Genomic DNA, 25,009 nt, shown 5'->3' with positions numbered 1-25,009 from the left:
GAACGATTCAGGCCGACGCGCGCGGGACCAGGCGCGACCAGAGGCCACCACGGCGGTCGGGCGACGTGTCGGCGGGCTCGCCGGCCTCCGAGGCGCACGTCTCGCACCGGGAGGCGGGGGGAGCCGACAGCGACGACGCCCAGACGGTGGCGTGGCACATCGCCTCGAACCGGCCGTCGCCGCCCTGCGCGGCGAGGAAGGCGGCGTCGGAGACGGCGTGGTCGGCGCCGTCGACGGCGCACGTCAGCCACATCGGGCGGTTGCGCCTCACGACGCGACACCCGCCACGCCGTCGGCGCCCAGCAGGTCGTCGTACGCCCCGCCCTTGATGTCGGCGAGGAAGGCGCTCATCTCGGCGACGGAGAACACGAGGGCCGGACCCTCGGGGAAGCGGGAGTTGCGCACCGCGACCCCCTGCGAGCGCACCGGGGCGAGCTCCACGCAGTTGCCCTGCTTGCCGGACCGGGCGCTCTTGCGCCAGATCACGTCGGGCAGAGCGTCGTGTGCATTCGGCACCTGGCCCATGCGACCGCCTCGATCGTCTGCACGTGCATCCGTCGAGAGCACGATAGCAAGCGTGCCGATCATCTGCACGTGCATGTGACGCGGGCGGGTCGTCCGGTTACCGACCGGTTCGGGCGGCGTGACCCCGGCCGGACCGGCTCAGCGCTCGGCGGCGATCTTCGTGAGGTACTGCCGGGTCTCGTCCGGCGTCAGCGCGTCGACGGCCACCCGGTCCATGACGCGGCTGTACTGCTCGACCTCGTTGCGCTTGTCCAGGTACGTCGCGTGGGTGAGGTGCTCCTGGTACACCAGGTCGGGCAGCTCGGGCTCGGAGAAGCGCAGGATCGAGAACGTGCTCTCCGCGGCGTACCCGGACAGGGTGAACGGCAGGACCTGCACGACGACGTTCGGGAGCGCCGAGAGCTCGAGCAGGCGCTCGACCTGCCCGACGAGCACCGAGTGGCCGCCGATCGGCCGGTGCAGCGCGGACTCGTCGATGATCGCCCACAGCGTCGGCGAGTCGCGGCGGCCGAGCATCTGCTGGCGGCGCATGCGGACGGTGAGACGGCGCTCGTCGTCGGGCGTGGCGCGGTCCGGGTGGCCGGACGTGATGATCGCGCGGGCGTAGTCCTCGGTCTGCAGGAGGCCGGGCACGAACAGCAGCTCGTAGGTCTGGATGCGCGAAGCGCTGGTCTCCAGGCCCACGTAGTCCTCGAACCAGTCGGGGAGCACGTCGCCGTAGGGCTGCCACCAGCCCGGCTCGTTGGAGCGCCGGGTCATGTCGAGCAGGAGCTCGCGCTCGGCGTCCGCGGTGATGCCGTACATCGTCAGGAGGTCGGCGACGTCGCGCTCCTTGAAGCCGACCTTGCCGGCCTCGAGGCGGCTCATCTTCGAGTCGGACCCGCGGATCGACCACGCGGCGTCGGAGCGCGCCACGCCGGCGCGTTCACGCAAGCGCCGCAGCTGGGCTCCGAGGATGATCCGGCGCGCGGTGGGCCCGGTGCCCTCCGGCTCGGTGTGCTCCTGCTCGGCCACGTCTGGTGCGCTCCCCGCTGTCCTCGGGCCCCGCTGCCGGCGCCGGTCGGGTCGCCGAATCCGAGACGTTACACGGCGTCGTGTCCGGGTGTCCGCTGATCGACCCGTGCCGGGAGGAACATCAGTACCCTCCTAGGGTGAGCGCCCGACCGTGACGTACGCCCCGATGGGAACCCGATGACCGCTGCGCACTCGTCCTCCCGCTCGGGGTCGGCTCCCGCCTACGTCGACACCACGAAGGCGAGCATCGCGCGCGTGTACGACACCGCGCTCGGCGGCAAGGACAACTACCCGGCCGACCGCGAGGTCGTCGAGAAGCTGCGCCAGGTCGCGCCCGAGATCGGCCAGTTCACCGTCGACCACCGGGCGTTCCTCGTGCGCGCCGTGCGCTTCCTCGCGGGCACGGCCGGGATCGACCAGTTCCTCGACCTCGGCTCCGGCCTGCCCACGGCCGAGAACACCCACCAGGCCGCGCAGCGCCTGCGTCCCGAGGCCCGCGTGGTCTACGTCGACAACGACCCCAGCGTCGTCGCCCACGGGCGCGCCCTGCTGGAGGAGAACGACCGGACGTTCTTCTCGCCGGGCGACCTCACGGTGCCGAGTGAGGTGCTCGCGGACCCGGTGGTCACCAAGAACCTGGACTTCGACCGGCCGATCGCCCTGCTCCAGCTCGGCACGCTGCACCACTACGACGAGAGCCGGCTGTCCTGCGCCGAGATCATGCAGCAGTACGTCGACGCGCTGCCGTCGGGCTCCTGGGTGGCGCTGAGCCACTTCCTCGACCCGGAGAACGAGCACAGCGTGGTCGCCCGCCGCATGGAGGACGTCTTCCTCCACAGCCCGCTGGGCACCGGCGTGTACCGCACCCGCGAGCAGATCCTCGCGATGATGCCGGGCCTCGAGCTCGTCGACCCGGGCCTCGAGCTCTGCGTGAAGTGGTGGCCGGACGGCCCGCAGCTCGCCCCGCTCCTGCCCGCGCAGCACTGCATCGCGGGTGTGGTGGGCCGCAAGCCCTGAGCCCGGCCCGGTGACCGACTCCGACAGAGAGCGCTGGGACGCCCGCTTCACCGGCCTCGGGCCCGGGGAGCCCGGCCCGCCGGGGGCGCTCGTCGGCCGCGAGCACCTCGTTCCTGCCTCCGGGCGCGCGCTCGACCTGGCCTGCGGGCGCGGCACGGTCGCGGTCTGGCTGGCGCGCCGCGGCCTGGAGGTGGACGCGGTCGACGTGTCGCCGGTGGGGCTCGCGGCCGGGCGCGCCCAGGCTCCCGAGGTGCACTGGATCCGGGCCGACCTGGACGACGGCCTGCCGGTCACCGGGCCCTACGACGTGATCGTCTGCCAGCGCTTCCGCGACCCGGCGCTCCACCCGGCGCTGATCGGCGCGCTCGCCCCCGGCGGGCTGCTCGTGATCAGCGTGCTGTCGCAGGCCGGTGACGCCGGCGGGCCGTTCCGGGCCCCGCCGGGCGAGCTGCTCGCGGCGTTCGGCGGGCTCGCCGTGCTCCACCACGCCGAGGGCCACGGCGAGGAGAGCCTGGTCGCGCGCGGCTGAGCTGTCGCCGTGCTCCCTGCGTCACCCCGGGACGACAGCGCGTGTGGTCCGTGTCAAGGCATGGTGCGGACGGTGCGTCAGGTCGATACTCGGGCGACCGGTCGGTCAGGGCCGACCGGGTGACGACGACGAGGAGGCGCCAGGAGTGGGGCAGCTGTTCATCGACGGAGCGTGGACGACAGCGGTCGACGGGGGAAGGCGGGAGATTCGTTCGCCCGCGGACGGTTCGCTCGTCGCGGAGGTCGACGAGGCGGGCGCCAAGGACACCGACCTCGCGATCGCGGCGGCGCGACGGGCGTTCGACGACCACCGCTGGTCGTCGGTGCCCGCCCCGGAGCGGGGTGCCCTGCTGCTGCGCGTGGCCGACCTCCTCCAGCGGGACAGGGCGCGGCTCGCGCGCGCCGAGACCGACGACACCGGCAAGCGCGTCGTCGAGTCCGAGATCGACATGGACGACATCACCAACTGTTTCCGGTGGTTCGGGCACCTCGCCTCCACCGACGACGGGCGGCTGGTCGACACGGGCATCGCCGCCGCCCGCAGCAAGGTCGTGCACGAGCCGGTGGGGGTCTGCGGGCTGATCACGCCCTGGAACTACCCGCTGCTGCAGACCGCGTGGAAGGTCGCGCCGGCGCTGGGGGCGGGGTGCTCGTTCGTCCTCAAGCCCAGCGAGCTCACGCCGAGCACCGCGATCATCCTCATGGAGCTGCTGGCCGAGGCCGGCCTGCCCGACGGCGTCGCGAACCTCGTGCTCGGGGCCGGGGCCACCGCGGGGGCACCGCTGTCGACCGACCCGCGCGTCGACATGGTCAGCTTCACCGGCGGGCTGGTCACCGGCCGGAAGATCATGGAGTCGGCGGCGCCCACGGTGAAGAAGGTGGCGCTCGAGCTGGGCGGCAAGAACCCGTTCGTGCTGTTCGCCGACGCCGACCACGAGACCGCGGTCGACAACGCCCTCACCGCGATCTTCCTGCATTCCGGGCAGGTGTGCTCCGCCGGCGCGCGGCTGGTCGTCGAGGAGTCCGCGCACGACCGGATCGTCGACGACCTCGTCGCGCGCGCCCGGCGGATCCGTCTCGGCGGGCCCGACGACCCGGGCACCGAGACCGGCCCGCTGATCTCCGCGGCGCACCGCGACAAGGTCGAGGCCTACGTCGCGGCCGGCGTCGCCGAGGGCGCGGTGCTGCGCTGCGGCGGCGAGCGGCCCACGGACCCGGCGCTGCAGAACGGCTATTTCTACCCGCCGACGATCCTGGACCGCTGCACCCAGGACATGTCCGTGGTGCACGACGAGTCGTTCGGCCCGGTGCTCACCGTCGAGACGTTCACCGACATCGACGACGCGGTGCGCATCGCCAACGACACCGAGTACGGCCTGGCGGGGGCGGTCTTCTCGTCCGACCACGGCACGTGCGAGGAGGTCGCGGCGCGGCTGCGCCACGGCACGATCTGGATCAACGACTTCGGGCCGTACGTCCCGGCTGCCGAGTGGGGCGGCTTCGGCCACTCCGGGGTCGGGCGCGAGCTCGGCCGCGCGGGGTTCGCCGAGTACCAGGAGCCGAAGCACATCTGGACCAACACCCGGCCGGGTCCGACCGGGTGGTTCCCCTCTTCCACCTCAGGGAGTGGTTCATGAGCAGTCCCGAGAAAGCCCACAAGCAGGCGAGCGCGGCCGACGCCGAGGACATCGACGAGTTCGGCTACAAGCCGAGCCTCGTGCGGTCGCTCGGCAGCTTCCACACGTTCGCGGCGGGGATCAGCTACATCTCGATCCTCACCGGCACGTTCCAGCTCTTCTACTTCGGGCTCGGCTCGGCCGGCCCGGCGTACTGGTGGTCGTGGCCGCTGGTCTTCGTCGGGCAGCTGATGGTCGCGCTCTGCTTCTGCGAGCTGGCCGCCCGGTACCCGGTCGCCGGGTCGATCTACAACTGGAGCAAGCGGCTCTCGAACCACGGCGTCTCGTGGCTCGCCGGCTGGACGATGCTGACCGCCTCCATCGTCTCCCTCGCGGCCGTCGCCCTGGCGCTGCAGGCGACGCTGCCGGAGATCTGGTCCGGGTTCCAGTTCATCCCGGAGGACGTGACCAACGCCGAGGCGCTCAACGGCGTCATCCTCGCCACGGCCCTCATCGTGTTCACCACGCTGATCAACGCCTTCGGCACCAAGCTCATGGCGCAGATCAACTCGACCGGGGTGTTCCTCGAGCTGATCGCCGCCGTCGTCCTGATCATCCTGCTGGCCGTCAACATCGTGCGCGGGCCGCAGATCGTGTTCGACACCGGCGGGATCGACGCGAGCGGGCGGCCGCTCGGCTACGCCGGGGCGTTCCTCGTGGCGATGTTCGCGTCGCTGTACGTGATGTACGGGTTCGACACGGCGAGCTCGCTGGCCGAGGAGTCGCACGACCCGCGCCGCAACGCCCCCAAGGCGATCCTGCGGGCCCTGTTCTTCTCGTTCGTCCTCGGCGGCCTCATCCTGCTGTTCGCGATCATGTCGGCGCCCGACCTGTCCGACCCGGCGCTGAGCTCGCTGGGCGGTCTGCAGACGCTGATCCTCCAGGTGCTCGGGGGCGGTGTCGGCGTCGTCATCCTCATCGCCGTCGTCATCGCGGTCGTCGTCTGCGACCTCGCGGTGCACGCCGCGGCGATCCGGCTCGCGTTCGCCATGAGCCGCGACAACAACCTGCCCGCGGGCTCGAAGCTCTGCACGATCAGCCCCCGCTTCGGCACGCCGGTGGTGTCCTCGGTGACGATCGGGGTCATCGCGATCGTCCTGCTGTTCGTGACCTTCAGCCCGCAGATCTACACGGTGGTCACGTCGATCGCGATCATCATGATCTACACGGCGTACCTGCTGGTGACGGTCCCGATGCTCATCCAGCGGGTGCGGGGGACGTGGCAGCCCCGGCCCGACGGCTTCTCGCTGGGCCGGTGGGGCCTGCCCGTCAACGTCCTCGCGATCATCTGGGGCGGGTTCATGACGGTGAACCTCGCGTGGCCGCGCAACGAGGTCTACAACGCCAGCGAGCCGTTCCACTGGTACCTGCAGTGGGGCGGCGTGCTGCTGCCCGGGGTCATCCTCGGGGCCGGGTTCGCCTACTACTGGACGGTCCAGCGGCACAAGACCGGCGTCGTCGCCGAGCACGCGCGCGTCGAGTCCGTCCAGCCCACCGACAAGCCCGTCCAGGAGGCGTGATGGCCGACAGGGAATTCGACTACGTCGTCGTCGGCGGGGGCACCGCCGGCTGTGCGGTGGCCTCCCGGCTCTCCGAGGACCGGGACGTCTCGGTGTGCCTCGTCGAGGCCGGGCCGTCGGACGTCGGCGACGACCAGATCCTCGACCTGAGCCGCTGGATGGAGCTGCTCGAGTCCGGCTACGACTGGGACTACCCGATCGAGCCCCAGGAGTCGGGCAACTCCTGGATGCGGCACGCCCGCGCGAAGGTGCTCGGCGGGTGCTCGTCGCACAACTCGGCGATCGCCTTCTGGGCGCCGCGGGAGAACCTCGACGACTGGGCCGCTGGCGGGGCGACGGGCTGGAGCGCGGAGGAGTGCTACCCCTTCTACCGCAAGCTCGAGACCGCGCTGGACACGACCGAGGAGGCCGAGGCGCCGGGCCGGGGCACCGACGGGCCGGTGACCATCCGCACGGTGGGGGACCAGGACCCCTGCGGCGAGGCGCTGCTCGAGGCCTGCGAGCAGGTGGGGCTCCCGACCACGCCGTTCAACACCGGGCGCACGGTGCTGCGCGGAGCCAACTGGTTCCAGGTCAACGCCAAGCCCGACGGCTCGCGGTCGTCGGCGTCGGTGGCCTACGTCCACCCGAACCTGGACCGGCCCAACCTCACGGTGATGACCGGCTACCGGGCCGAGAAGCTGAACCTCGACACCTCCGGCGCCCGCCCCAGGGCCACCGGCGCCCGCCTGCGCACCCCGGACACCCGGCACGCGGTCGACGTCTCCGCGCGCCGCGAGGTGATCCTCTCGGCCGGGGCGATCGACGGGCCCAAGCTGCTGATGCTCTCGGGCATCGGGCCCGCCGCGCACCTGCGCGAGATCGGGATCGAGGTCGTCGTCGACGCCCCGGGGGTCGGGGAGAACCTGCAGGACCACCCGGAGGGCCTCGTGCAGTGGGAGGCCCTGCAGCCGATGCCGACGGCGTCGACGCAGTGGTGGCAGATCGGGATCTTCGCCGGCTCGGAGGGCCGGACGACCCCCGACCTGATGTTCCACTACGGGTCCGTGCCGTTCGACATGAACATCGTCCGCTACGGCTACCCGACGGCGGACAACACGTTCTGCCTCACGCCGAACGTCACCGGGGCCCAGTCGAAGGGCACGGTGCGGCTGTCGTCGCGCGACTTCCACGACAAGCCCAGGGTCGACCCGCGGTACTTCACCCACGAGCACGACCGCGAGGTGATGATCCGCGGGATCCGGGTGGCCCGGGAGATCGCGTCGGCGCCGGCCCTCAAGGAGTGGGTGGGCAAGGAGCTCGCGCCCGGAGACGGCGCGCAGACCGACGAGGAGCTCTTCGACTACATCAAGAACACCCACAACACCGTCTACCACCCGTCGTGCACGGTGAAGATGGGTGCCGAGGACGACCCCCTCGCCCCGGTGGACCCGCAGCTGCGCGTCCGGGGTGTCGACGGCCTGCGCGTCGCCGACGGGTCGGTCATGCCGGACCTGATCACGGTGAACCCGTGCATCACCACGATGATGATCGGTGAGCGCTGCGCCGACTTCATCAAGAACCCGCGCTAGCGAGGACCGTCACCGGCCTCCGGCGCGGCAGCTCCGCAGGTTCCGTGCCGCCCGCCCCGCCCTGACGAACAGGACGGGGCGGGCCCGGCGTGCCGGGCGGGCCACGGACGGGTGATCGTCGCTAGGTTCCCGTCCGTGGGTTCGCAGGCATCCGACGGCGTCGTCGACACCCGGCGCTATCCGCTCGACGACCCCGCTGACCCCGTCTGGCGGGCCGTGGTCGAGCAGGCGCGCCGTGACCTGCGGGCGGACGGGTGCACGGTGCTGCGCGACGTGGTGCCCGCCGCGCACCGGGACCGGCTGCGCGACGAGGGCGACGCGGTCGCCGGGGCCGCGCACGCGCAGGTCGCCGAGGTCAACGTCTACAACACCGACCCGGACCCGGCGCTGCCCGACGACCACCCGGCGCGGGTCGTGCTGCAGCGACGCAACGCGTTCGTGGCGCGCGACCACATCCCCGCCGACCACCTGGTCCAGCGCCTCTACACGCACCCGGGCCTGCAGCGGCTGGTCGCGGCCTGCTTCGAGGTCCGCGCGGTGCACGGGCTCGCCGACCCGTACGCCGGCCTGACCCTCAACGTCGTGGCCCCGGGTGACGACCACCCGTGGCACTTCGACACCAACGAGCTCGCGGTCAGCCTGCTGACCCGCGCGCCCGCGTCGGGCGGCCTGTTCGAGTACTGCCCGGGCATCCGCGCCGCCGGCGACGAGAACCACGCCGGGGTGCGCGCGGTGCTCGACGGCGACCGCGCCCCGGTGCGGAGCCTCGAGCTGCGCCCCGGTGACCTGCAGCTGTTCCGCGGCCGGTTCTCGCTGCACCGTGTGACACCCGTGGGCGGCACGACGCCACGGCACGCCGCGATCCTCGCCTACAGCGAGCGCCCCGGTGTCGTCGGTTCGCCGGCGCGGACGCGCCAGCTCTTCGGCCGTGTGGCCCCGGAGCACCTGGCCGGGGCGAGCGTCCGTAGTGACACCCTGCTCGACTGACCGACCGGCCCTGACCCGAGAGGACACCCATGACCGGGACGTTCGACGCCGAGGACGACCTGCCCCGGGTCCCGGTGCCGACCCTGGCCGCCAGCGCCGAGCAGTTCCTCGCCTGGAGCGAGCCGCTGCTCGACGACGAGCAGCGCGCGCGGACGCGGGCGGCCGTCGACCAGCTGCTGCGCCCCGACGGCCCCGGCCCGGTGCTGCAGGCCGCGCTCGAGGCCTACGACGCCGAGCCCTCCACCCACAGCTGGCTCGACGACTTCTGGGAGTCGCGCTACCTGGGGCGCCGCGACCGGATCGCGCTCAACGCCAACTTCTTCTTCCTGTTCGCCGACGCCGCCGGCGAGGACGACCAGGCCACCCGCGCCGCGGGCCTCGTGCTCGGCGCGCTCGACCACAAGCACCGCGTCGACACCGAGACGCTGCCGCCGGCGACCCGCAAGGGCGCGCCGATGACGATGGAGCAGCACAAGTTCCTGTTCTCCTCGACGCGGATCCCCGGCGACGAGCAGGACACCGCCCGCACGCCCTACACCGTCGCCTGGCCCGGCCCGTCGGCCGAGCGCCACGTCGTCGTGCTCGTCCGCGGGCACGCGTACCGGATGGACGTGCTCGGGCCCGACGGCACCGCGCACACCGCCGAGGAGATCGCCGAGGGGCTGCGGGCGATCCGCGCGCAGGTGGGGGAGAGCCGCGGCCCGGGGGTCGGGCACCTGACCACCAAGGCTCGCGCGGAGTGGGCGGCGAGCCGGCGGGCGCTGCTCGCCGAGGGCAACGAGGCCGCGCTGGACGCCCTCGAGACCGCGCTGTTCTGCGTGGCGCTCGAGGACGAACATCCCGGCGACGACCGGGCGGTCGGCAAGCAGCTGCTCGGCGGCGACAGCGCGAACCGGTGGTTCGACAAGGCCGTCACCTTCGTCGTGCTCCCCGACGGCACCGCCGGGATCAACACCGAGCACTGCCGCCTCGACGGCACGACGGTGCTCGCGCTGGTCGACGGGGTGCTCGGCGCGACGACCGCGGAGCACGCGGCGGCCCTGGGCGCACGCCCGCTGGGGGTGCCGGCGGCGTCGCCCCTGCCGTTCGCCGTGACCGACGAGCGCGCGGCCGACATCGCGGCGGCGGGGGAGGACTTCGCGCGGTTCACCGCGTCGGTGGCGACGCAGCTGGTGGTGTTCGACGACCTCGGCAGCGACCGCATCAAGAAGCTCGGGGTGTCGCCGGACGCCTTCGTGCAGATGGCCTACCAGCTGGCCCACGTGCGCGCGAAGGGCTTCGTGGGCGCGACCTACGAGTCGATCGCCACGCTGCAGTTCCACCACGGGCGCACCGAGGCGATGCGGGTGGTGACGCCGGAGATCCTCGCGCTCACGGCCGCCATGGACGACCCCGGCGCCGACGGGACGGCCCGCCGGGAGGCGTTCGACGCCGCGGCCTCCGCCCACGTCCGGCGCGCCCAGGAGTGCCAGGCGGGCCACGCGCCCGAGCAGCACCTCTGGGAGCTCTCGCTGATCCAGCAGCGCCGCGGCGGCGAGCTCGGGGCGACCGAGCCGCTGGAGGTCGTCTCGTCGCCCGGATGGACGGTGATGCGCGACGACTACCTGTCGACGAGCTCGGCGCCGTCGGAGAACGTGCGCGTCTTCGGCTTCGGCTCCACGAGCACCCAGTGCATCGGCGTCGCGTACGTGCTCCTGCCCGCGCGGCTGGTCGTGCACCTCAGCACGCCGGCGACCGTCGGCGAGGAGATGGAGCGGTTCGCGACGGAGCTGCGCCGGGCCGTGGACGAGATCGTCGCCCTGCTCCAGGGGCGATGAGGCGATCACCGTCACTGTGCGTTCGGCGTGAAGCGCTGCGCCGGTCGACGTAGCCTCGACCGGTGACGGCGAGGCCCGAGACGCGGGAGACCGAGGCGGCGCCGACCCCGCTCCCGGAGCCGGTGGAGACGAACGGTCACCGACCCGTCCCGGCCGTCCCCGAGCACGTCGAGCCCACCACGCCGGCGCCCGCCCGGGAGACCAGCTGGGTCGTCGCGCTGCTCGTGCTCGTCGCCGGGATGTTCATGTCGGTGCTGGACATCAGCATCGTCAACGTCGCGATCCCGGTCATGCAGAACGACTTCGGGGTCACCACCGAGGACATCTCGTGGGTGTCGACGTCGTACTCGCTCGCCGAGGGCGTGATCGTCCCGGCGAGCGCCTGGCTGGGCCTGCGGCTCGGGCTGGGCCGCGCGTACATCGTCGCGATGGTCGGCTTCGCGATCGGGTCGGTGCTGTGCGGGCTCGCCTGGGACCTGAACTCCATGATCGCCTTCCGCATCCTGCAGGCGATCCCCGGCGGCGTGATCCCCGTGGTGGCGCTGACGATGCTCTACAAGATCGTGCCGAAGGACCGCCTCGGCGCGGCGATGGGCATGTACGGGCTCGGCATCGTCTTCGCGCCGGCGATCGGGCCGACGCTGGGGGGCTACCTCGTCGAGTACGTCGACTGGCGGCTGATCTTCTTCATCAACGTGCCGATCGGCATCGTCGGCACGATCGCGGCGATGGTGTGGCTGCCGAACTTCGGGGGCGGCACGGCGCGGAAGTTCGACCTGCCCGGCTTCCTGGCCATCGCGACGGGGCTGTTCGCCCTGCTGCTGGGGCTCCACGAGGCCGAGGACTGGGGCTGGACGTCGTACCCGGTGCTCATCCTCATCACCTACGGCGTCCTGGCCATGGCGCTGTTCGTGGTGATCGAGCTCGAGGTCGACCACCCGCTGCTCAACGTGCGCGTGTTCGCCTCCTGGCCGTTCACGAACTCGCTGATCCTCATCGCGGTCATCTCGGCCGGGCTGTTCGGGGTGCTCTTCTACATCCCGCAGTCGCTGCAGCTCAACCAGGGGCTCGGGGCGTTCGAGACCGGCCTGCTGCTGCTCCCGCAGGCGCTCGTGATGGCGGTGATCATGCCGCTGGCGGGGCAGATCTACGACCGGATCGGCGCCCGCTGGCCGGCCGTGGCCGGTCTGGTCATCACGGCGTGGGGCACGTGGATGCTGCGCGACCTCACCATCGACACCTCGCACGGGGACCTGGCGTGGATCCTCGGCTTCCGCGCGGCGGGGATCGGGCTCGCGATGATGCCGATCATGACCGGTGGGCTCTCGGCGCTGCCGCCGCACCGCGTGGACGGCGCGAGCGCGTTCAACACGGTCGTGCAGCGCTCGTCGTCGGCGATCGGGCTGGCCGCCATGACCGCGCTCATGACCGCGCAGCAGTCCCAGGGCTACGCGGACCGGGCGAGCCTGGTGCCCGCCGACCCGGAGACGTTCGGCTCGGTGCTCGGCGAGTACTCGATGTACCAGCAGCTGCAGACCCGCGTGTTCGACACCGCGTTCGGCGACCTGATGGTCGTGACCACGGTGCTCACCGCGGGGGCGGTGCTGCTGGCGCTGATGCTGCCCAGCGGGAAGCCGGCGCCGAGCGAGGGGCCGCGGGTGATGGAGGGCTGAGCCCGCTCAGCCGTTGCGGTGGATGTTGACCTCGACGTTCATGCCGGGGATCAGCTCGAAGCCCTGCAGGTCGTCGATCGTGATCTTGACCGGGATCACCTGGGTGACCTTCTGGAAGTTGCCCTGGCTGTTCGACTGCGGCAGCGGCGAGAAGACACCCGCCGCCCCGCCCTGGATCTCGCGGACCGAGCCGGTGAACGTGCGGTCGGGATAGGCGTCGACGGCGAAGTCGACCTCCTGGCCGACCCGGACGGCGTCGATGTCGGTCTCGTCGACGCGGGCGGTGACGTAGACGCCCGCCGGGTCGTAGGCGATCGCCAGCTGCTGGCCCGCGGTGACGTAGGCGCCGTCGGTGGTGTCCTCCATGGCGACGGTGCCGGCGGCGGGGGCGCGGATGCTGCGCTGGGGGCGGACGTATCCGCCGTCGATCTCGATGCGCCCGACGACCTGGTCGGCGCGCAGGACCGAGCCCTGGGTGCCGGTCCAGCCGATGAGGGTGCCGCTGGTCGGGGCGACGATCGGGATCTGGGTGCCGTCGACCTGGGCGTTGTCGGTGGAGACGTACTGGCGGGCGTCGAGGAAGTAGCTCAGCGTGAAGCCGACCGCCGCCAGCAGCGCGATGACCACGATGACGATCAGCGCGATGCGGGTGCCGCGGCGCATGGGGCGGCGCCCGCCGTCCTCGGTCGTCTCCGGGGTGTCGGTGGCCACGGGGCCCGTGGTCGTGTCGTGGTCGCTCATCGGCGGGCCGCCACGAGCACCTGCTGGCCCTCGGTGAGGCCGCTGCGGACCTCGGTGCGGTCGGCGCCGACGAGCCCGGGGGTGAACGGCGTCGGCACCTGGCGCCCGCCGGGTTCCACCACGACCACCGAGGTCCGGTCGCCCTGCCGGATCACCGCGGAGTTCGGGACGCTGATCGCGTCCGGACCCTCCCCGGTGATCACCGAGGTCTGGGCCGTCTGCCCGTCCTTGAGCCGGCTGTCGGGCCGGGCGACCGCGACGGTGACGTAGTAGTTGATCACATTGGCGATGTCGGTCGAGGCCGGCGACACCGCCAGCACCGTGCCGTCGAGCGTCACGTCGGGCAGCGCGTCGAGGGTGACGTGCGCGGCCTGGCCGGGGACGAGGGCGGCGGCGTCGATCTCCTGGAACGGGGCGACCACCGAGAACCCGGACGTGTTCTGCAGGACCAGGAACTGGGAGCCGCCCGGGCGGCCGGGGGAGGCCCCGCCGCCGCCCATCGACGCGGCTGCGGCACCGGCGTTGGCGGACGCCGCGCCGGGGATGGCGGCCTCGCCGCCGGGGGCCAGCGGCGTGGTGCCCGAGCTCGGCTGGAGGAACTCGCCGACCGCCCCGTTGATGGCGGTGACGACGCCGTCGACCGGGGCGCGCAGCGTCGTGTTGGCGAGGTCGCGCTGCGCGTTCTCGACCCCGACCCGCGCGTTGTCCACCTGCGCCTGGGCCCCGTCGAGCTGGTGGGGCCGGTCGGCGCGGGACGCGTCGAGCTGGTTCTGGGTCTGGACCAGACCGTTGCGGGCCTGCTCGATCTGCACGCGGCCGGACGCCTCGTCGATCTGCTTCTTCGACCGCGCCTGGGAGAGCTGGGCCTCGGCCTGCGCGACGCCCTGCTGGGCCATGGCGGCCTGGTTCTGGGACCCCGGGAGCGTGATGCAGGAGTTGGTGGCCGCCGCCCCGGCCTGTTGCTGCTGCTGGGTCTGCCCCGGGACGGGCAGGAACGGCATGCGCGGAGGCCCGTAGGCGCTGGCGCCTCCCTGAGAAGCGCAGCTCTGCTGGTCGGCTGCGTACTGGGCCTGCGCCGCGGCCGCGCCCTTCTTTGCCTGGTTCACCGCCCGCTCGGCCTGGTGGATCGCCTCGCCGTCGGCGTCGAGGGTCGCGTCGACCTGGCGCTCCGTCGCCTGCACGATCCGCCGCGCCTGGGCGACCGAGTTCCCGGCGCCGTCGACGGCGGTGTTGTCGAGCGCCTGCTGGTAGGCGGCCTGCTGCCCGGCGAGCGCGGCCTCGGCCTGGTCGACGGCCTGGCGGGCGTTGAAGTCGTCGATCTTCGCGAGGACCTGGCCCGCGCGGACCTGGTCACCGACGTCGACGTTGACCTCGGTGAGCTGCCCGCCCTTGGGGAAGCCGATGTTGTTGTTGGCGGTCGCCGACACCGAGCCCTGCGCCGAGACACCCGTCTCCACCGCCGCCCGGGCCACCGGCACCGTCCGGGGCGGCGGCGCCGACCCCCCGCCGCATCCGCTGACCACCAGCACCGCCGTGATCAGCGCCGTGGCCCCGACCGCCCTCCGGGGGGAGAAGATCATGCTCGGCCAAACGAGCTTCAAGCAGCTGAGTGACGTCCGTGTGAGCCACCGTGCGGGTCATGTCACACCGACGTTCGGGTGTTGAACACTCGACCGGTTGGCGGAGTAGAGCGCGCGCAATCGACGTTGATCGTCATCCCGGTGACGAACCCCGGTCGATCCACCGGCGAACGTCACCGAAACGACGATCACGGGCTGTCTCACCCGGTGGCGCGCTCCGCGTCCGCGCTCCACTCGCCACGGTTGGCGGCGCCGGTGAGCCGCAGCCGCTCGGCGAAGGCGTCCTGGGCCGAGGCGACGTTCTCCTCCGCGCCCGCCCAGACCGCCATCGGGCGGCCCTGCAGCGCGCGGGCGTAGGAGAAGCTCACGGTCCACGGCTGCGGGCCGCGGCGGGCGATCGCGTCGAGGTTGGCGTTGGCCTGCTCGTCGTCCTGCCCGCCGGAGAGGAAGACGACCCCGGGGACGGCGGCCGGGATCGTCCGGCTCAGTACCTCGAGGGTGCGGTCGGCGACCTCGTCGGGCCCGGCCTGGTCGGACCCCGCGTAGCCGGAGACGACCATGTTGGTCTTCACCAGCACGCCCTCCAGCGCGACCCGCTGGCGGCGCAGTGCCTCGATCGTCGCCGCCAGGACCTGCTCGGTGACCTCGGCGGACCGGGCGATCCCGTGGTCGCCGTCCATGATCGACTCGGGCTCGACGATCGGCACCAGGCCTGCCTCCTGGGCGAGCGCCGCGTAGCGGGCCTGGCCCGCCGCGTTGAGCTCGATCGCCGTGGCGGTCGGGAGGGCGTCCGAGACGGTGATCACCGAGCGCCACTTGGCGAAGCGCAGCCCGAGGTCGGCGTACTCCGCGAACCGCTCGCGCAGCCCGTCGAGCCCCTCGGTGACCTTCTCCCCGGGGAAGCCGACGAGGTCCTTCGCGCCCCCGTCGACCTTGATGCCGGGCACGATCCCGCGCCGGCGCAGCAGGTCGACCATCCCGGTGCCGTCGAGGGCGTCCTGCCGCACGGTCTCGTCGTAGAGGATCACCCCGCCGAGGCGCTCCTCGACGTCCTTGGTGGTGAACAGCAGGTCCCGGAACCGGCGCCGCGTCTCCTCGGTCGACTCGACCCCGACCGCCTCGAACCGCTTGGTGATCGTCCCGGTGCTCTCGTCCGCGGCGAGGATGCCCTTCGAGCCGGCGAGGATCTCGCGCGCGGTGTCCTGCAGCGTCATCGCTACTCCTTCCGTCTCCGCCCGGGGTTGACCGGCGCGGCGATCGGCATGCCCGAGTTAGGGTGACCTCACCTGGTGGCGACGGAAGGGGAGTGCGTGACGGCGGCGTCGACACGTCCGGCGGTCCGGCTGCGGCGCGCGGTGGTGCGCGCGGTGGCCCGTCCGACACCGCGGGTGGTGCGGGTGACGTTCGCGGGGCCCGACCTCGCGGACCTCCCCGTGGTCGCCCCCGACGGCTACATGAAGCTCTTCTTCCCCCGTCCCGGCGAGGTCGAGCCCCAGCTGCCGCCGCTCGTCGAGGACACCGGCGACGGCCCCGACATCGCCGGCTGGTTCGCCCGCTACCTGGCGATGCCCGACGACGTGCGCCCGTCCATGCGCACGTTCACCCTGCGGCAGCGGCGCGAGGACCCGGTCGAGATCGACGTCGACTTCGTCCTGCACGACGAGGGCCCCGCGCGCGACTGGGCGGTCCGGGCCGCGCCGGGCGCACACATCGCGTTCACCGGCCCGTACGGGCTCTACGACCCGCGCGACGAGCACGACGGCGTCCTGCTCGCGGGCGACGAGACCGCGGTGCCGGCGATCGGCGCCATCGTCGAGGGCCTCCCGCCCGGCCGGCGGGTGACGGTGCTGGCGAGCGTCCGGGACGTCACCGAGCAGCAGGTCTGGGCGACCGACGGGGACGTCACCACCTACTGGACCTCGCCGGACCGGCTCGCCGAGCGCCTCCGCGAGCTCGACCTCCCCGGCGACCGGCCCTACGTGTGGCTCGCCGGCGAGGCCTCGGAGGTCAAGGCGATGCGCCGGCACATCGTGCGCGAGCGCGGCGTCGACAAGCGCGACGTCTGCTTCACCGGCTACTGGCGCCGCGGGCGCACCGAGGAGCAGGAGGTGCGCGCCGCGATGGACGGCACCGCGCCCCCGGAACAGGACGACTGAACGAGCGAAGGGCCCCTTCGGTCGAAAGAGTCGACCGGAGGGGCCCTTCGCTCAGGAAGAACGGTCCCGCTCAGCCCAGCATCTTGCGCAGGACGTAGGGCAGGATGCCGCCGTTGAGGTAGTACTGCGCCTCACCCGGGGTGTCGATGCGCAGGCGCGCGTCGAACTCGATCGCGTCGCCGGACTCCGGCGTCGCGGTGACGTGCACCGTGTCGGGCACGCCGCCGTCGTTGAGCGCCGTCACCCCGCTGATCGCGAACGTCTCGGTGCCCGTCAGACCCAGCGAGTCCGCGTTCTGCCCGTCCGGGAACTGCAGGGGCAGCACGCCCATGCCGACCAGGTTGGAGCGGTGGATGCGCTCGTAGGACTCGGCGATGACCGCGCGCACGCCCAGCAGCGTCGTGCCCTTGGCCGCCCAGTCGCGCGACGAGCCCGAGCCGTACTCCTTGCCGGCCAGCACCACGAGCGGCGTGCCCTCGGCGGCGTAGTTCTGCGCCGCGTCGTACACGGCGACCTGCTTCCCGCCCTGGGTGTAGTCGGCGGTGTTGCCGCCCTGGTCGAGCGAGCCGCCGTCGCCGGTGGGCAGCAGGTTGCGCAGCCGGATGTTGGCGAACGTCCCGCGGATCATCACCTCGTGGTTGCCGCGCCGCGAGCCGTAGGAGTTGAAGTCCTTGCGCTCGACGCCGTTCTCCTTGAGGTACCGGCCGGCCGGCGAGTCCTCCTTGATGGACCCGGCGGGGGAGATGTGGTCGGTGGTCACCGAGTCGCCCAGCTTGAGCAGCACGCGGGCGCCCTCGATGTCCGACACCTCCGAGGGCTCGCGCGACATGCCCTCGAAGTACGGGGGCTTGCGCACGTAGGTCGACGCCTCGTCCCACGTGAACGTCTCGCCCTCGGGGGTCGGCAGCGAGGTCCACCGCTCGTCGCCGGCGAACACGTCGGCGTAGCCCTCGGTGAACTGCTCCGGCGAGAGCGCCGAGGAGATCGTGTCCTGGATCTCCTGCGGGGAGGGCCAGATGTCCTCGAGGGTCACCGGGTTGCCGTCGGTGTCGTATCCGAGCGGCTCGGTGGCGAGGTCGAGGTCCATCGTCCCGGCGAGCGCGTACGCCACGACCAGCGGCGGGCTGGCCAGGTAGTTCATCTTGACGTCGGGGTTGATGCGGCCCTCGAAGTTGCGGTTGCCCGAGAGCACCGCGGTGACGGCGAGGTCCTCGTCGTTGATCGCCTTCGAGATCTCCTCGGGCAGCGGGCCCGAGTTGCCGATGCACGTGGTGCAGCCGTACCCGACGAGGTTGAAGCCCAGCTTCTCCAGGTAGGGGAGCAGGCCCGAGCGCTCGTAGTAGTCCATGACGACCTTGGAGCCCGGGGCCAGGGAGGTCTTCACCCACGGCCGGCGCTCGAGGCCCTTGTCGACGGCGTTGCGGGCCAGCAGGGCCGCGCCGATCATCACCGACGGGTTCGAGGTGTTGGTGCACGACGTGATCGCCGCGATCGTCACCGCGCCGTGGTCGAGCTCGAGCTCCACGCCGTCGGCCGTGGTGACCGGCGTCGGGTGCGACGGGCGGCCGGCCGGGTCGACGGGCTGCTTGTGCACCGCCGGCTTGTCGGCCTCCTCGTCGCGGGTCTCGGCGGGCGGGTCGGACGCCGGGAACGACTCGGAGTACCACTCCTCGGACCCGGCCTTCGGCTCCGCGCCGTTGCTCACGTACTCCGGCAGCGACTGGCGGAACGACTCCTTCGCGGCGTCGAGCCGGATGCGGTCCTGCGGGCGCTTCGGGCCGGCGATCGACGGGACGACCGTCGAGAGGTCCAGCGACAGCGTCTCGGAGTAGTCCGGCTCGGCCGTCGGGTCGTGCCAGAGGCCCTGCTCCTTGGCGTACGCCTCGACGAGCGCGACCTGCTCGTCGTCGCGCCCGGTGAAGCGCAGGTAGGTCAGCGTCTCGTCGTCGATCGGGAACATCGCCGCCGTGGAGCCGAACTCCGGGCTCATGTTGCCGATCGTCGCGCGGTTGGCCAGCGGCACCGCGCCGACGCCCTCGCCGTAGAACTCGACGAACTTCCCGACGACGCCGTGCTCGCGCAGCATCTCGGTGATCGTCAGCACGAGGTCGGTGGCGGTGGCGCCCGCGGGCAGCTCGCCGGAGAGCTGGAAGCCGACGACCTTGGGGATGAGCATCGACACCGGCTGGCCGAGCATCGCCGCCTCGGCCTCGATGCCGCCGACGCCCCAGCCGAGCACGCCCAGGCCGTTGACCATCGTGGTGTGCGAGTCGGTGCCGACCAGCGTGTCGGGGTAGGCCTGGCCGTTCCGTGTCATGACGACGCGGGCCAGGTGCTCGATGTTGACCTGGTGGACGATGCCGGTGCCCGGCGGGACGACCTTGAACTCGTCGAAGGCCGTCTGACCCCAGCGCAGGAACTTGTAGCGCTCCTCGTTGCGCTGGTACTCCAGCTCGACGTTGCGCTCGAAGGCGTCCGGGGTGCCGAACAGGTCGGCGACGACCGAGTGGTCGATGACGAGCTCGGCCGGCGCGAGCGGGTTGACGTTCTGCGCGTCCCCGCCCAGCTCGGTGACCGCCTCGCGCATCGTCGCGAGGTCGACGATGCAGGGGACGCCGGTGAAGTCCTGCATCACCACGCGGCCCGGGACGTACTGGATCTCGGTGTCCGGCTCGGCGGTCGGGTCCCACTCGGCGAGCGCCCGGATCGACGCCTCGGTGGTGACGAGACCGTCCTCGGTCCGCAGGAGGTTCTCCAGCAGCACCTTCAGGCTGAACGGAAGGCGCTGCGAGCCCTCGACCGCGGACAGGCGGAAGATCTCATACGACTGCCCGCCGACCTCGAGGGTGCCTTTCGCACCGAAGGAGTCGGCGGATTGGTCTGACGAGCTCACGGACACGTTCCTCCTCGTTCCTCGCGGGCGCGGCGAGTGGTGGTCGGCCGCGACCCGGGGTCGCTACGGTCCCGGCGGCGTCGCCCGGTGCAGGCCGGGCCGGTCCGGGTGGTGGTCCGGTCCGGCCCGTGCGAACGATGCAGTGGCGACGCCCGGCCCGGGGGTCGGGCGGGAGTCTCGCGCACCCTCACGGCTGCCGCACCCCCGCCCTCACCAGCCTACGACCGGGTACCCCTCCGTATGGCTCCACCTGCGGTCCGTACGGGGGCGGATGGCCCCACGAGCGGGCGATTCACGCCACACCACCGCGTGTCGGAGCCCGTGCGCGGCTCCGCAGGCCGCGATCCTCCTCCCGCCCGAGAGCCGGCACCGGGGGAGTGGAGGACGGCGTGCGTGGTGCGATCGCGGTCCCGGCCGTGGTCGCTCTCGTGCTCACGACGGCGCTGACCCTCGTCCCGCCCGCCCTCGCCGCACCGCCGAGCCCGTCACCGACGCCGCCGACGCCGCCCGCCCCGAGCGCTCAGGACTCCGCCGACGAGGCCGGCTCCCTCGTCGCGCGCATCGCCACCGCCCGCGCGGACCTCGACCGCCTCACCGCGGACCTCGGCAGGCGCCAGGAGCTCGCCAACCGCGCCCTCGCCGACGACACCACCGCCCGCCGCCGCGCCGACGACGCCCGCAAGGCCGCCGAGGAGAGCCGGCGCGGGGCCGACGCCGCGGCCGCGACCGCCGAGCGGGCCCGCGCCGACGTCGACGCCTGGATCACCGCCTGGTTCCAGCAGGCGGACGTCCTCGGGCCGCTCTCGGTGCTCTCCGGCTCGTCGGGTCCCGACGACGTCGCCGCGCGGGCGCACCTGCGCGACGTGGTGACCTCCGACCAGCGGGCCGCCCTCGACGGCGCCGAGCGCGCCCGCATCGAGGCCGCCAACGCCGACTCGCGGGCCCGCGCCGCGCGCATCGCCGCCGACGACCTCGCCGTGCAGGCGGCCGCGGCGCGGGTCGCCGCGGACGCCGAGCTCGCCCGCGTGCGCACCGACACCGACGCGCAGCAGGCGCAGCTGCGCGACCTCACCGCCCGGCGCGACGCCGCCGAGGCCCGCCTGCGCGACCTGGAGGACGCCGACCCGGCCCTCGCCGCGCAGCGCGACCGCGCCGAGGCGTTCGACGCCGCCGCCACGGCCCGCGACACCGCGCGCGACCAGCGGGTCCGCCGGGCCGCGAGCGCCGGGCTGGAGGCACGGGCGGCGCGGGCCGCGACCCCGCGGGCAGCCGCTGCCGAGGACCCCCTCGCCGACGCCGGCATCAGCACCGACGGGATGACCGACGAGGTGCGCACGGTGCTCGAGCGCGCGCTCTCGCAGCTCGGCGTCGTCTACGCCTGGGGCGGCGGGGACGAGCAGGGCCCGACCCAGGGCATCCGCGACGGCGGGGTCGCCGACCAGCACGGCGACTACGACAAGACCGGCTTCGACTGCTCGGGCCTGATGATCTACGCGTTCGCCGCGCTCGGGAAGGACCTCCCGCACTACAGCGGCTACCAGGCCGAGGCGGGGCAGCGGGTGGCGATCGAGGACCGCAAGCCCGGGGACCTGCTCTTCTGGGCCGACGACGACGGGCAGGGCGCCGTGCACCACGTCGCGCTCTACCTGGGGGGCGACCAGATGGTCGAGGCCCCGGAGTCCGGCAAGACCGTGCGGATCGCGTCCGTGCGGTTCGACGACGAGATCGTCCCGACGGTCACCCGACTGGTGTGAGCTGGTGTGACCAGCAATCACGGCCTCCGGCGCGGCAGCTCCGCTGCGCTGCGTGCCGCATTCACGGCCTCCGGCGCGGCAGCTCCGCTGCGCTGCGTGCCGCATTCACGGCCTCCGGCGCGGCAGCTCCGCTGCGCTGCGTGCCGCATTCACCGCACCCACACCGGCCACCGGGTTGCCTGGTGGACCGGCGGGTAGCGTGCCGCCCCGGACGCCCCCGTCCGGCGCGGTCGGGGGCGCAGCGTGCGCCGAGCAGAGAGGGACAGCGGTGACCGAGCCCACGGACGCCGGCCAGACGGGCCAGACGGGACGGCAGGGCCCGTCGGGATCGCCGGCGCCCCCGGCGCAGACGGGGACCGGGTCGGGCCAGCCCTCGACACCGGCCCACGACGCCGAGCAGCTCGAGCGCACCGTCCTCGAGGTCAAGCGCGTCATCGTCGGCCAGGACCGCCTGGTCGAGCGGATGCTCGTCGGCCTGCTCGCCAAGGGCCACCTGCTGCTCGAGGGCGTGCCCGGCGTGGCCAAGACCCTCGCGGTGGAGACCTTCGCCCGCGTGGTCGGCGGCTCGTTCGCCCGCATCCAGTTCACGCCCGACCTCGTGCCCGCCGACATCCTCGGCACGCGCATCTACCGCCAGGGCCGCGAGGAGTTCGACGTCGAGCTGGGCCCGGTCGTCTCGAACTTCGTGCTCGCCGACGAGATCAACCGCGCGCCCGCGAAGGTGCAGTCGGCGATGCTCGAGGTGATGGCCGAGCGCCACGTCTCCATCGGCGGCGAGACCCACGCGATGCCCGACCCGTTCCTCGTGCTCGCCACGCAGAACCCCATCGAGAACGAGGGCGTCTACCCGCTGCCCGAGGCGCAGCGCGACCGCTTCCTGTTCAAGATCCTCGTCGAGTACCCGACGGCCGACGAGGAGCGCGAGATCGTCTACCGGATGGGCGTGGACCCGCCCTCCCCGCACCGGGTGCTCGACCCCGCCGAGCTGCGCCGCCTGCAGGACGTCGCGGCCCAGGTGTTCGTCCACCACGCCCTCGTCGACTACGTCGTGCGGCTCGTCGTCGCGACCCGCTCGCCCGCCGAGCACGGCATGGCCGACGTCGGCGGCTGGGTCGCCTACGGGGCCTCGCCGCGCGCGTCGCTGGGCATCATCGCCGGCGCGCGGGCGCTCGCCCTGGTCCGCGGGCGCGACTACGTGCTGCCCCAGGACGTCGTGGACATCGCCCCCGACGTGCTGCGCCACCGCCTGGTGCTGTCCTACGACGCGCTGGCCGACGGCGTGCCGGTCGATCACGTCGTCACCCGCGTGCTGCAGACCGTCCCGCTGCCGCAGGTGTCGGCCCGCCCGGTCGGGATGGGCCCGGCGCCCGTGCCGGCGGCGGGTCGGTGACCTCACCGGGGGACCCGCCCGACGACTCGCCCTCGGCCACGGTCCCCGAGCCCGGCCCGCGGCCGCCGGGCGCCCCGCCGGCGACGACCCCCACCGGCGACCCCCGCCCGGCGTGGGCGCCGCCGCCGACGGCCCCGGTGCCCTCGGGTCCCGACGAGGTCGCCGGCGAGCGCACCCAGGCCCGGCTCTCGGCGTCGCTGCGCACCCTCGAGCTGTCGGTCCGCCGCCGCCTCGACGGGCTGCTGCAGGGCAACCACCTGGGCCTGGTCCCCGGGCCGGGCACCGAGGCCGGGGAGCCGCGGCCCTACCAGCCCGGTGACGACGTGCGGCGCATGGACTGGTCAGTCACCGCCCGCACCACCGAGCCCCACATCCGCGAGACGATCGCCGACCGCGAGCTGGAGACCCAGCTCGTCGTCGACCTCTCGCCGAGCCTCGACTTCGGCACCGCGGCCTGCGAGAAGCGCGACCTCGCCGTCGCCGCGTGCGCCGCGGTGGTGCACCTGACCCGTGGCGGCGGCAACCGGATCGGTGCCGTCGTCGCCACCGGTGCCGACACCGTGCGCCTGCCCGCCCGCGGCGGCGAGGCGGCCGCCCGCGACCTGCTGCGCCGGATCGCCTCCACCCCGCTCGCGCCCGAGGGCACCCGCGGCGACCTGCCCGGCGCGCTCGAGGCCCTGCGCCGCCCGCCGCGCCGGCGCGGACTCGTCGTCGTGGTCTCGGACTTCCTCGGCGACGTCGACTGGGAGCGCGCGCTGCGGGCCCTGCGGGCGCGCCATGACCTGCTCGCCGTCGAGGTCGTCGACCCCCGCGACGAGGAGCTCCCGGACGTCGGCACCGTCGTGCTCGCCGACCCCGAGACCGGGCACCACCGCGAGGTCACCACCACCCCGACGCTGCGCCGGCGCTTCGCCGCCGAGGCCGCCGCCCACCGCGACCGGGTCGCGGCGGCCCTGCGCGCCTGCGGGGCGGGCCACCTCGTGCTGCGCACCGACCGCGACTGGATCGCCGACGTCGTGCGCTTCGCCGTGGCCCGCAAGCGCGGCTGGTCGGGCGGGGCGACGACCGGCCGCGTCCCGGAGCCCACTGCACTGGTCGAGCTCCGCTCCGCTTCGTCTCCCGCGGGGAGCCGCTGATGTTCGCGCACCCCTGGTGGTTCCTGTTCCTGCTGGTCGTGGCCGCGCTGGCGGTCGGCTACTGGTGGATCAACCGGCGCCGGCAGCGCTACACGATGCGCTTCACCAACCTCGCGCTGCTCGAGCGCGTCGCCCCGAAGGGGCCGGGGCGCTGGCGCCACGTCCCGATGGCGCTCGTGCTGGTCGCGCTGGTGCTCATGACGATCGCGCTGGCCGGCCCGCAGGGCACCGCGCAGGTGCCCCGCAACCGGGCGACGGTGATGCTGACGATCGACGTGTCGCTGTCCATGCGGGCCACCGACGTCGAGCCCTCGCGGCTGCAGGTCGCCGAGACCGCGGCCTCCGCGTTCGCCGACCAGCTCCCCGCCGGCATCAACCTCGGCCTCTCGTCGTTCGCGGCGACCCCGAGCACGCTGGTCACGCCCACCACCGACCGCCAGGCGGTGAAGAACGCGATCGGCAGCCTGCAGCTCGCCGAGTCGACGGGCACCGGCGACGCGATCCGCGCGAGCCTCGCCGCGATCCGCGCGTTCGGCAGCCAGATCCGGGGCCCGGAGGGCCCGCCGCCGGCGCGGATCATCCTGCTCTCGGACGGCAAGCAGACGACGCCGACCACCGACCCCGCCGACGACCGGGGCGCCTTCCCGGCCGCCGCCGAGGCCCGGGCCGCCGGCGTCCCGATCTCGGCGATCTCCTTCGGCACCGAGTACGGCGAGATCGAGATCGACGGGCGCCCGGTGTCGGTCGCGGTCGCCGACGACCAGATGCGCGAGATCGCCCAGCTCTCCGGCGGCGACTTCCGCCGCGCGTCCACCGAGCTCGACCTGCGCGAGACCTACGCCAACCTCGCCGAGCAGGTGGGCTACGAGGAGCGCACGGTCGACCTCTCCGGGCGCTGGTTCCTCGCGGCCACGATCCTGGTCGTGCTGGGCGCCGCCACCGCGATCGTCACGGGGCAGCGGCTGCCCTAGGCGCGGGAACGGCAGGGCAGCGCGACGAAGGAGCGCTGTCGGGCCGTCTCCTCGTCGCTG

At 73.3% G+C, this 25,009-nt stretch carries 20 protein-coding genes; 13 read left to right on the top strand and 7 right to left on the bottom strand.

All coding sequences use genetic code 11. The annotated features are described in order from the left end of the window. Positions 1–7: 7 nt before the first annotated feature. The 3 genes from WCD58_RS00720 to WCD58_RS00710 form a co-directional block, all read right to left on the bottom strand. Complete coding sequence (locus tag WCD58_RS00720) at positions 8–271, bottom strand: hypothetical protein (RefSeq protein ID WP_337698716.1); 264 nt, start codon at positions 269–271, stop codon at positions 8–10. After that, complete coding sequence (locus WCD58_RS00715) at positions 268–525, bottom strand: DUF397 domain-containing protein (RefSeq protein WP_337698715.1); 258 nt, start codon at positions 523–525, stop codon at positions 268–270. The genes WCD58_RS00720 and WCD58_RS00715 overlap by 4 nt, the downstream gene beginning before the upstream one ends. 138 nt (positions 526–663) lie before the next feature. Next, positions 664–1,539, bottom strand: a complete 876-nt coding sequence (locus WCD58_RS00710; protein ID WP_337698714.1) for a Sco1979 family transcriptional regulator — start codon at positions 1,537–1,539, stop codon at positions 664–666. Between the two features lie 177 nt (positions 1,540–1,716). Here WCD58_RS00710 and WCD58_RS00705 point away from each other — a divergent pair, with 177 nt between their 5' ends. The 8 genes from WCD58_RS00705 (at position 1,717) to WCD58_RS00670 (ending at position 12,328) form a co-directional block, all read left to right on the top strand. Beyond that, positions 1,717–2,556 carry an SAM-dependent methyltransferase gene (locus WCD58_RS00705; RefSeq protein WP_337698713.1) on the top strand — a complete coding sequence of 280 codons (840 nt, stop codon included), beginning with the start codon at positions 1,717–1,719 and terminating at the stop codon, positions 2,554–2,556. Positions 2,557–2,566: 10 nt separating this feature from the next. Next, positions 2,567–3,085 (top strand): class I SAM-dependent methyltransferase, encoded by a 519-nt coding sequence (locus WCD58_RS00700; RefSeq protein ID WP_337698712.1) that lies wholly within the window; start codon positions 2,567–2,569, stop codon positions 3,083–3,085. A gap of 145 nt (positions 3,086–3,230) precedes the next feature. Then, positions 3,231–4,721: an aldehyde dehydrogenase family protein gene (locus WCD58_RS00695; protein WP_337698711.1), complete on the top strand. Its 1,491-nt coding sequence runs from the start codon at positions 3,231–3,233 to the stop codon at positions 4,719–4,721. After that, on the top strand, positions 4,718–6,280 hold the full coding sequence (locus WCD58_RS00690) for an APC family permease (RefSeq protein WP_337698710.1): 1,563 nt from the start codon (positions 4,718–4,720) through the stop codon (positions 6,278–6,280). Before WCD58_RS00695 ends, WCD58_RS00690 begins: the two co-directional genes overlap by 4 nt. Continuing rightward, the gene (locus tag WCD58_RS00685; protein ID WP_337698709.1) at positions 6,280–7,851 is read left to right on the top strand and encodes a GMC family oxidoreductase; all 1,572 of its coding nucleotides are present in this window, start codon (positions 6,280–6,282) and stop codon (positions 7,849–7,851) included. Before WCD58_RS00690 ends, WCD58_RS00685 begins: the two co-directional genes overlap by 1 nt. 135 nt (positions 7,852–7,986) lie before the next feature. After that, positions 7,987–8,838, top strand: coding sequence for a HalD/BesD family halogenase (locus tag WCD58_RS00680; protein ID WP_337698708.1), 852 nt, complete (start codon positions 7,987–7,989; stop codon positions 8,836–8,838). 29 nt (positions 8,839–8,867) lie between these two features. Further along, the gene (locus tag WCD58_RS00675) at positions 8,868–10,655 is read left to right on the top strand and encodes a choline/carnitine O-acyltransferase (protein WP_337698707.1); all 1,788 of its coding nucleotides are present in this window, start codon (positions 8,868–8,870) and stop codon (positions 10,653–10,655) included. A 62-nt stretch (positions 10,656–10,717) separates the two neighbouring features. After that, positions 10,718–12,328: a DHA2 family efflux MFS transporter permease subunit gene (locus WCD58_RS00670; RefSeq protein ID WP_337698706.1), complete on the top strand. Its 1,611-nt coding sequence runs from the start codon at positions 10,718–10,720 to the stop codon at positions 12,326–12,328. Between the two features lie 6 nt (positions 12,329–12,334). Here the strand turns inward: WCD58_RS00670 and WCD58_RS00665 are convergent, their stop codons facing one another. The 3 genes from WCD58_RS00665 to WCD58_RS00655 all read right to left on the bottom strand — a co-directional run bounded on the left by WCD58_RS00665 (position 12,335) and on the right by WCD58_RS00655 (position 15,863). Beyond that, positions 12,335–13,069 (bottom strand): HlyD family secretion protein, encoded by a 735-nt coding sequence (locus WCD58_RS00665; protein WP_337698705.1) that lies wholly within the window; start codon positions 13,067–13,069, stop codon positions 12,335–12,337. Beyond that, complete coding sequence (locus WCD58_RS00660; RefSeq protein ID WP_337698704.1) at positions 13,066–14,649, bottom strand: HlyD family efflux transporter periplasmic adaptor subunit; 1,584 nt, start codon at positions 14,647–14,649, stop codon at positions 13,066–13,068. Before WCD58_RS00660 ends, WCD58_RS00665 begins: the two co-directional genes overlap by 4 nt. 200 nt (positions 14,650–14,849) lie before the next feature. Continuing rightward, on the bottom strand, positions 14,850–15,863 hold the full coding sequence (locus tag WCD58_RS00655; RefSeq protein WP_337698703.1) for a class I fructose-bisphosphate aldolase: 1,014 nt from the start codon (positions 15,861–15,863) through the stop codon (positions 14,850–14,852). A gap of 75 nt (positions 15,864–15,938) precedes the next feature. Between WCD58_RS00655 and WCD58_RS00650 the strand changes: the two genes are divergently transcribed. Beyond that, a complete protein-coding gene (locus WCD58_RS00650; protein ID WP_337698702.1) occupies positions 15,939–16,805 on the top strand; it encodes a siderophore-interacting protein in 867 nt (288 codons plus the stop codon). A 70-nt stretch (positions 16,806–16,875) separates the two neighbouring features. On the opposite strand, the gene WCD58_RS00645 is transcribed toward WCD58_RS00650, so the two are convergent. Further along, positions 16,876–19,698 (bottom strand): aconitate hydratase, encoded by a 2,823-nt coding sequence (locus tag WCD58_RS00645; RefSeq protein ID WP_337698701.1) that lies wholly within the window; start codon positions 19,696–19,698, stop codon positions 16,876–16,878. A gap of 389 nt (positions 19,699–20,087) precedes the next feature. Here WCD58_RS00645 and WCD58_RS00640 point away from each other — a divergent pair, with 389 nt between their 5' ends. From WCD58_RS00640 to WCD58_RS00625, 4 genes are all read left to right on the top strand, one after another. Continuing rightward, the gene (locus WCD58_RS00640) at positions 20,088–21,452 is read left to right on the top strand and encodes an NlpC/P60 family protein (RefSeq protein WP_337698700.1); all 1,365 of its coding nucleotides are present in this window, start codon (positions 20,088–20,090) and stop codon (positions 21,450–21,452) included. A gap of 268 nt (positions 21,453–21,720) precedes the next feature. Then, complete coding sequence (locus WCD58_RS00635) at positions 21,721–22,842, top strand: AAA family ATPase (protein WP_337698699.1); 1,122 nt, start codon at positions 21,721–21,723, stop codon at positions 22,840–22,842. Between the two features lie 137 nt (positions 22,843–22,979). Next, the gene (locus WCD58_RS00630) at positions 22,980–23,978 is read left to right on the top strand and encodes a DUF58 domain-containing protein (protein ID WP_337700743.1); all 999 of its coding nucleotides are present in this window, start codon (positions 22,980–22,982) and stop codon (positions 23,976–23,978) included. Then, positions 23,978–24,949 carry a VWA domain-containing protein gene (locus WCD58_RS00625; protein ID WP_337698698.1) on the top strand — a complete coding sequence of 324 codons (972 nt, stop codon included), beginning with the start codon at positions 23,978–23,980 and terminating at the stop codon, positions 24,947–24,949. Before WCD58_RS00630 ends, WCD58_RS00625 begins: the two co-directional genes overlap by 1 nt. The last annotated feature ends 60 nt before the right edge of the window (positions 24,950–25,009 follow it).

The sequence above is a fragment of the Actinomycetospora flava genome (genome assembly GCF_037400335.1).
Classification (GTDB): Bacteria; Actinomycetota; Actinomycetes; order Mycobacteriales; family Pseudonocardiaceae; genus Actinomycetospora; species Actinomycetospora flava.
The sequence above is the reverse complement of the archived record's forward strand: the minus strand, read 5'-3'. Positions and strand labels throughout refer to the sequence as shown.

Coding starts and splice junctions, on each gene's coding strand:
- WCD58_RS00715 (WP_337698715.1), bottom strand. CDS start 525: ATGGGCCAGGTGCCGAATGCACACGACGCTCTGCCCGACGTGATCTGG.
- WCD58_RS00705 (WP_337698713.1), top strand. CDS start 1,717: ATGACCGCTGCGCACTCGTCCTCCCGCTCGGGGTCGGCTCCCGCCTAC.
- WCD58_RS00690 (WP_337698710.1), top strand. CDS start 4,718: ATGAGCAGTCCCGAGAAAGCCCACAAGCAGGCGAGCGCGGCCGACGCC.
- WCD58_RS00685 (WP_337698709.1), top strand. CDS start 6,280: ATGGCCGACAGGGAATTCGACTACGTCGTCGTCGGCGGGGGCACCGCC.
- WCD58_RS00675 (WP_337698707.1), top strand. CDS start 8,868: ATGACCGGGACGTTCGACGCCGAGGACGACCTGCCCCGGGTCCCGGTG.
- WCD58_RS00665 (WP_337698705.1), bottom strand. CDS start 13,069: ATGAGCGACCACGACACGACCACGGGCCCCGTGGCCACCGACACCCCG.
- WCD58_RS00660 (WP_337698704.1), bottom strand. CDS start 14,649: ATGATCTTCTCCCCCCGGAGGGCGGTCGGGGCCACGGCGCTGATCACG.
- WCD58_RS00655 (WP_337698703.1), bottom strand. CDS start 15,863: ATGACGCTGCAGGACACCGCGCGCGAGATCCTCGCCGGCTCGAAGGGC.
- WCD58_RS00625 (WP_337698698.1), top strand. CDS start 23,978: ATGTTCGCGCACCCCTGGTGGTTCCTGTTCCTGCTGGTCGTGGCCGCG.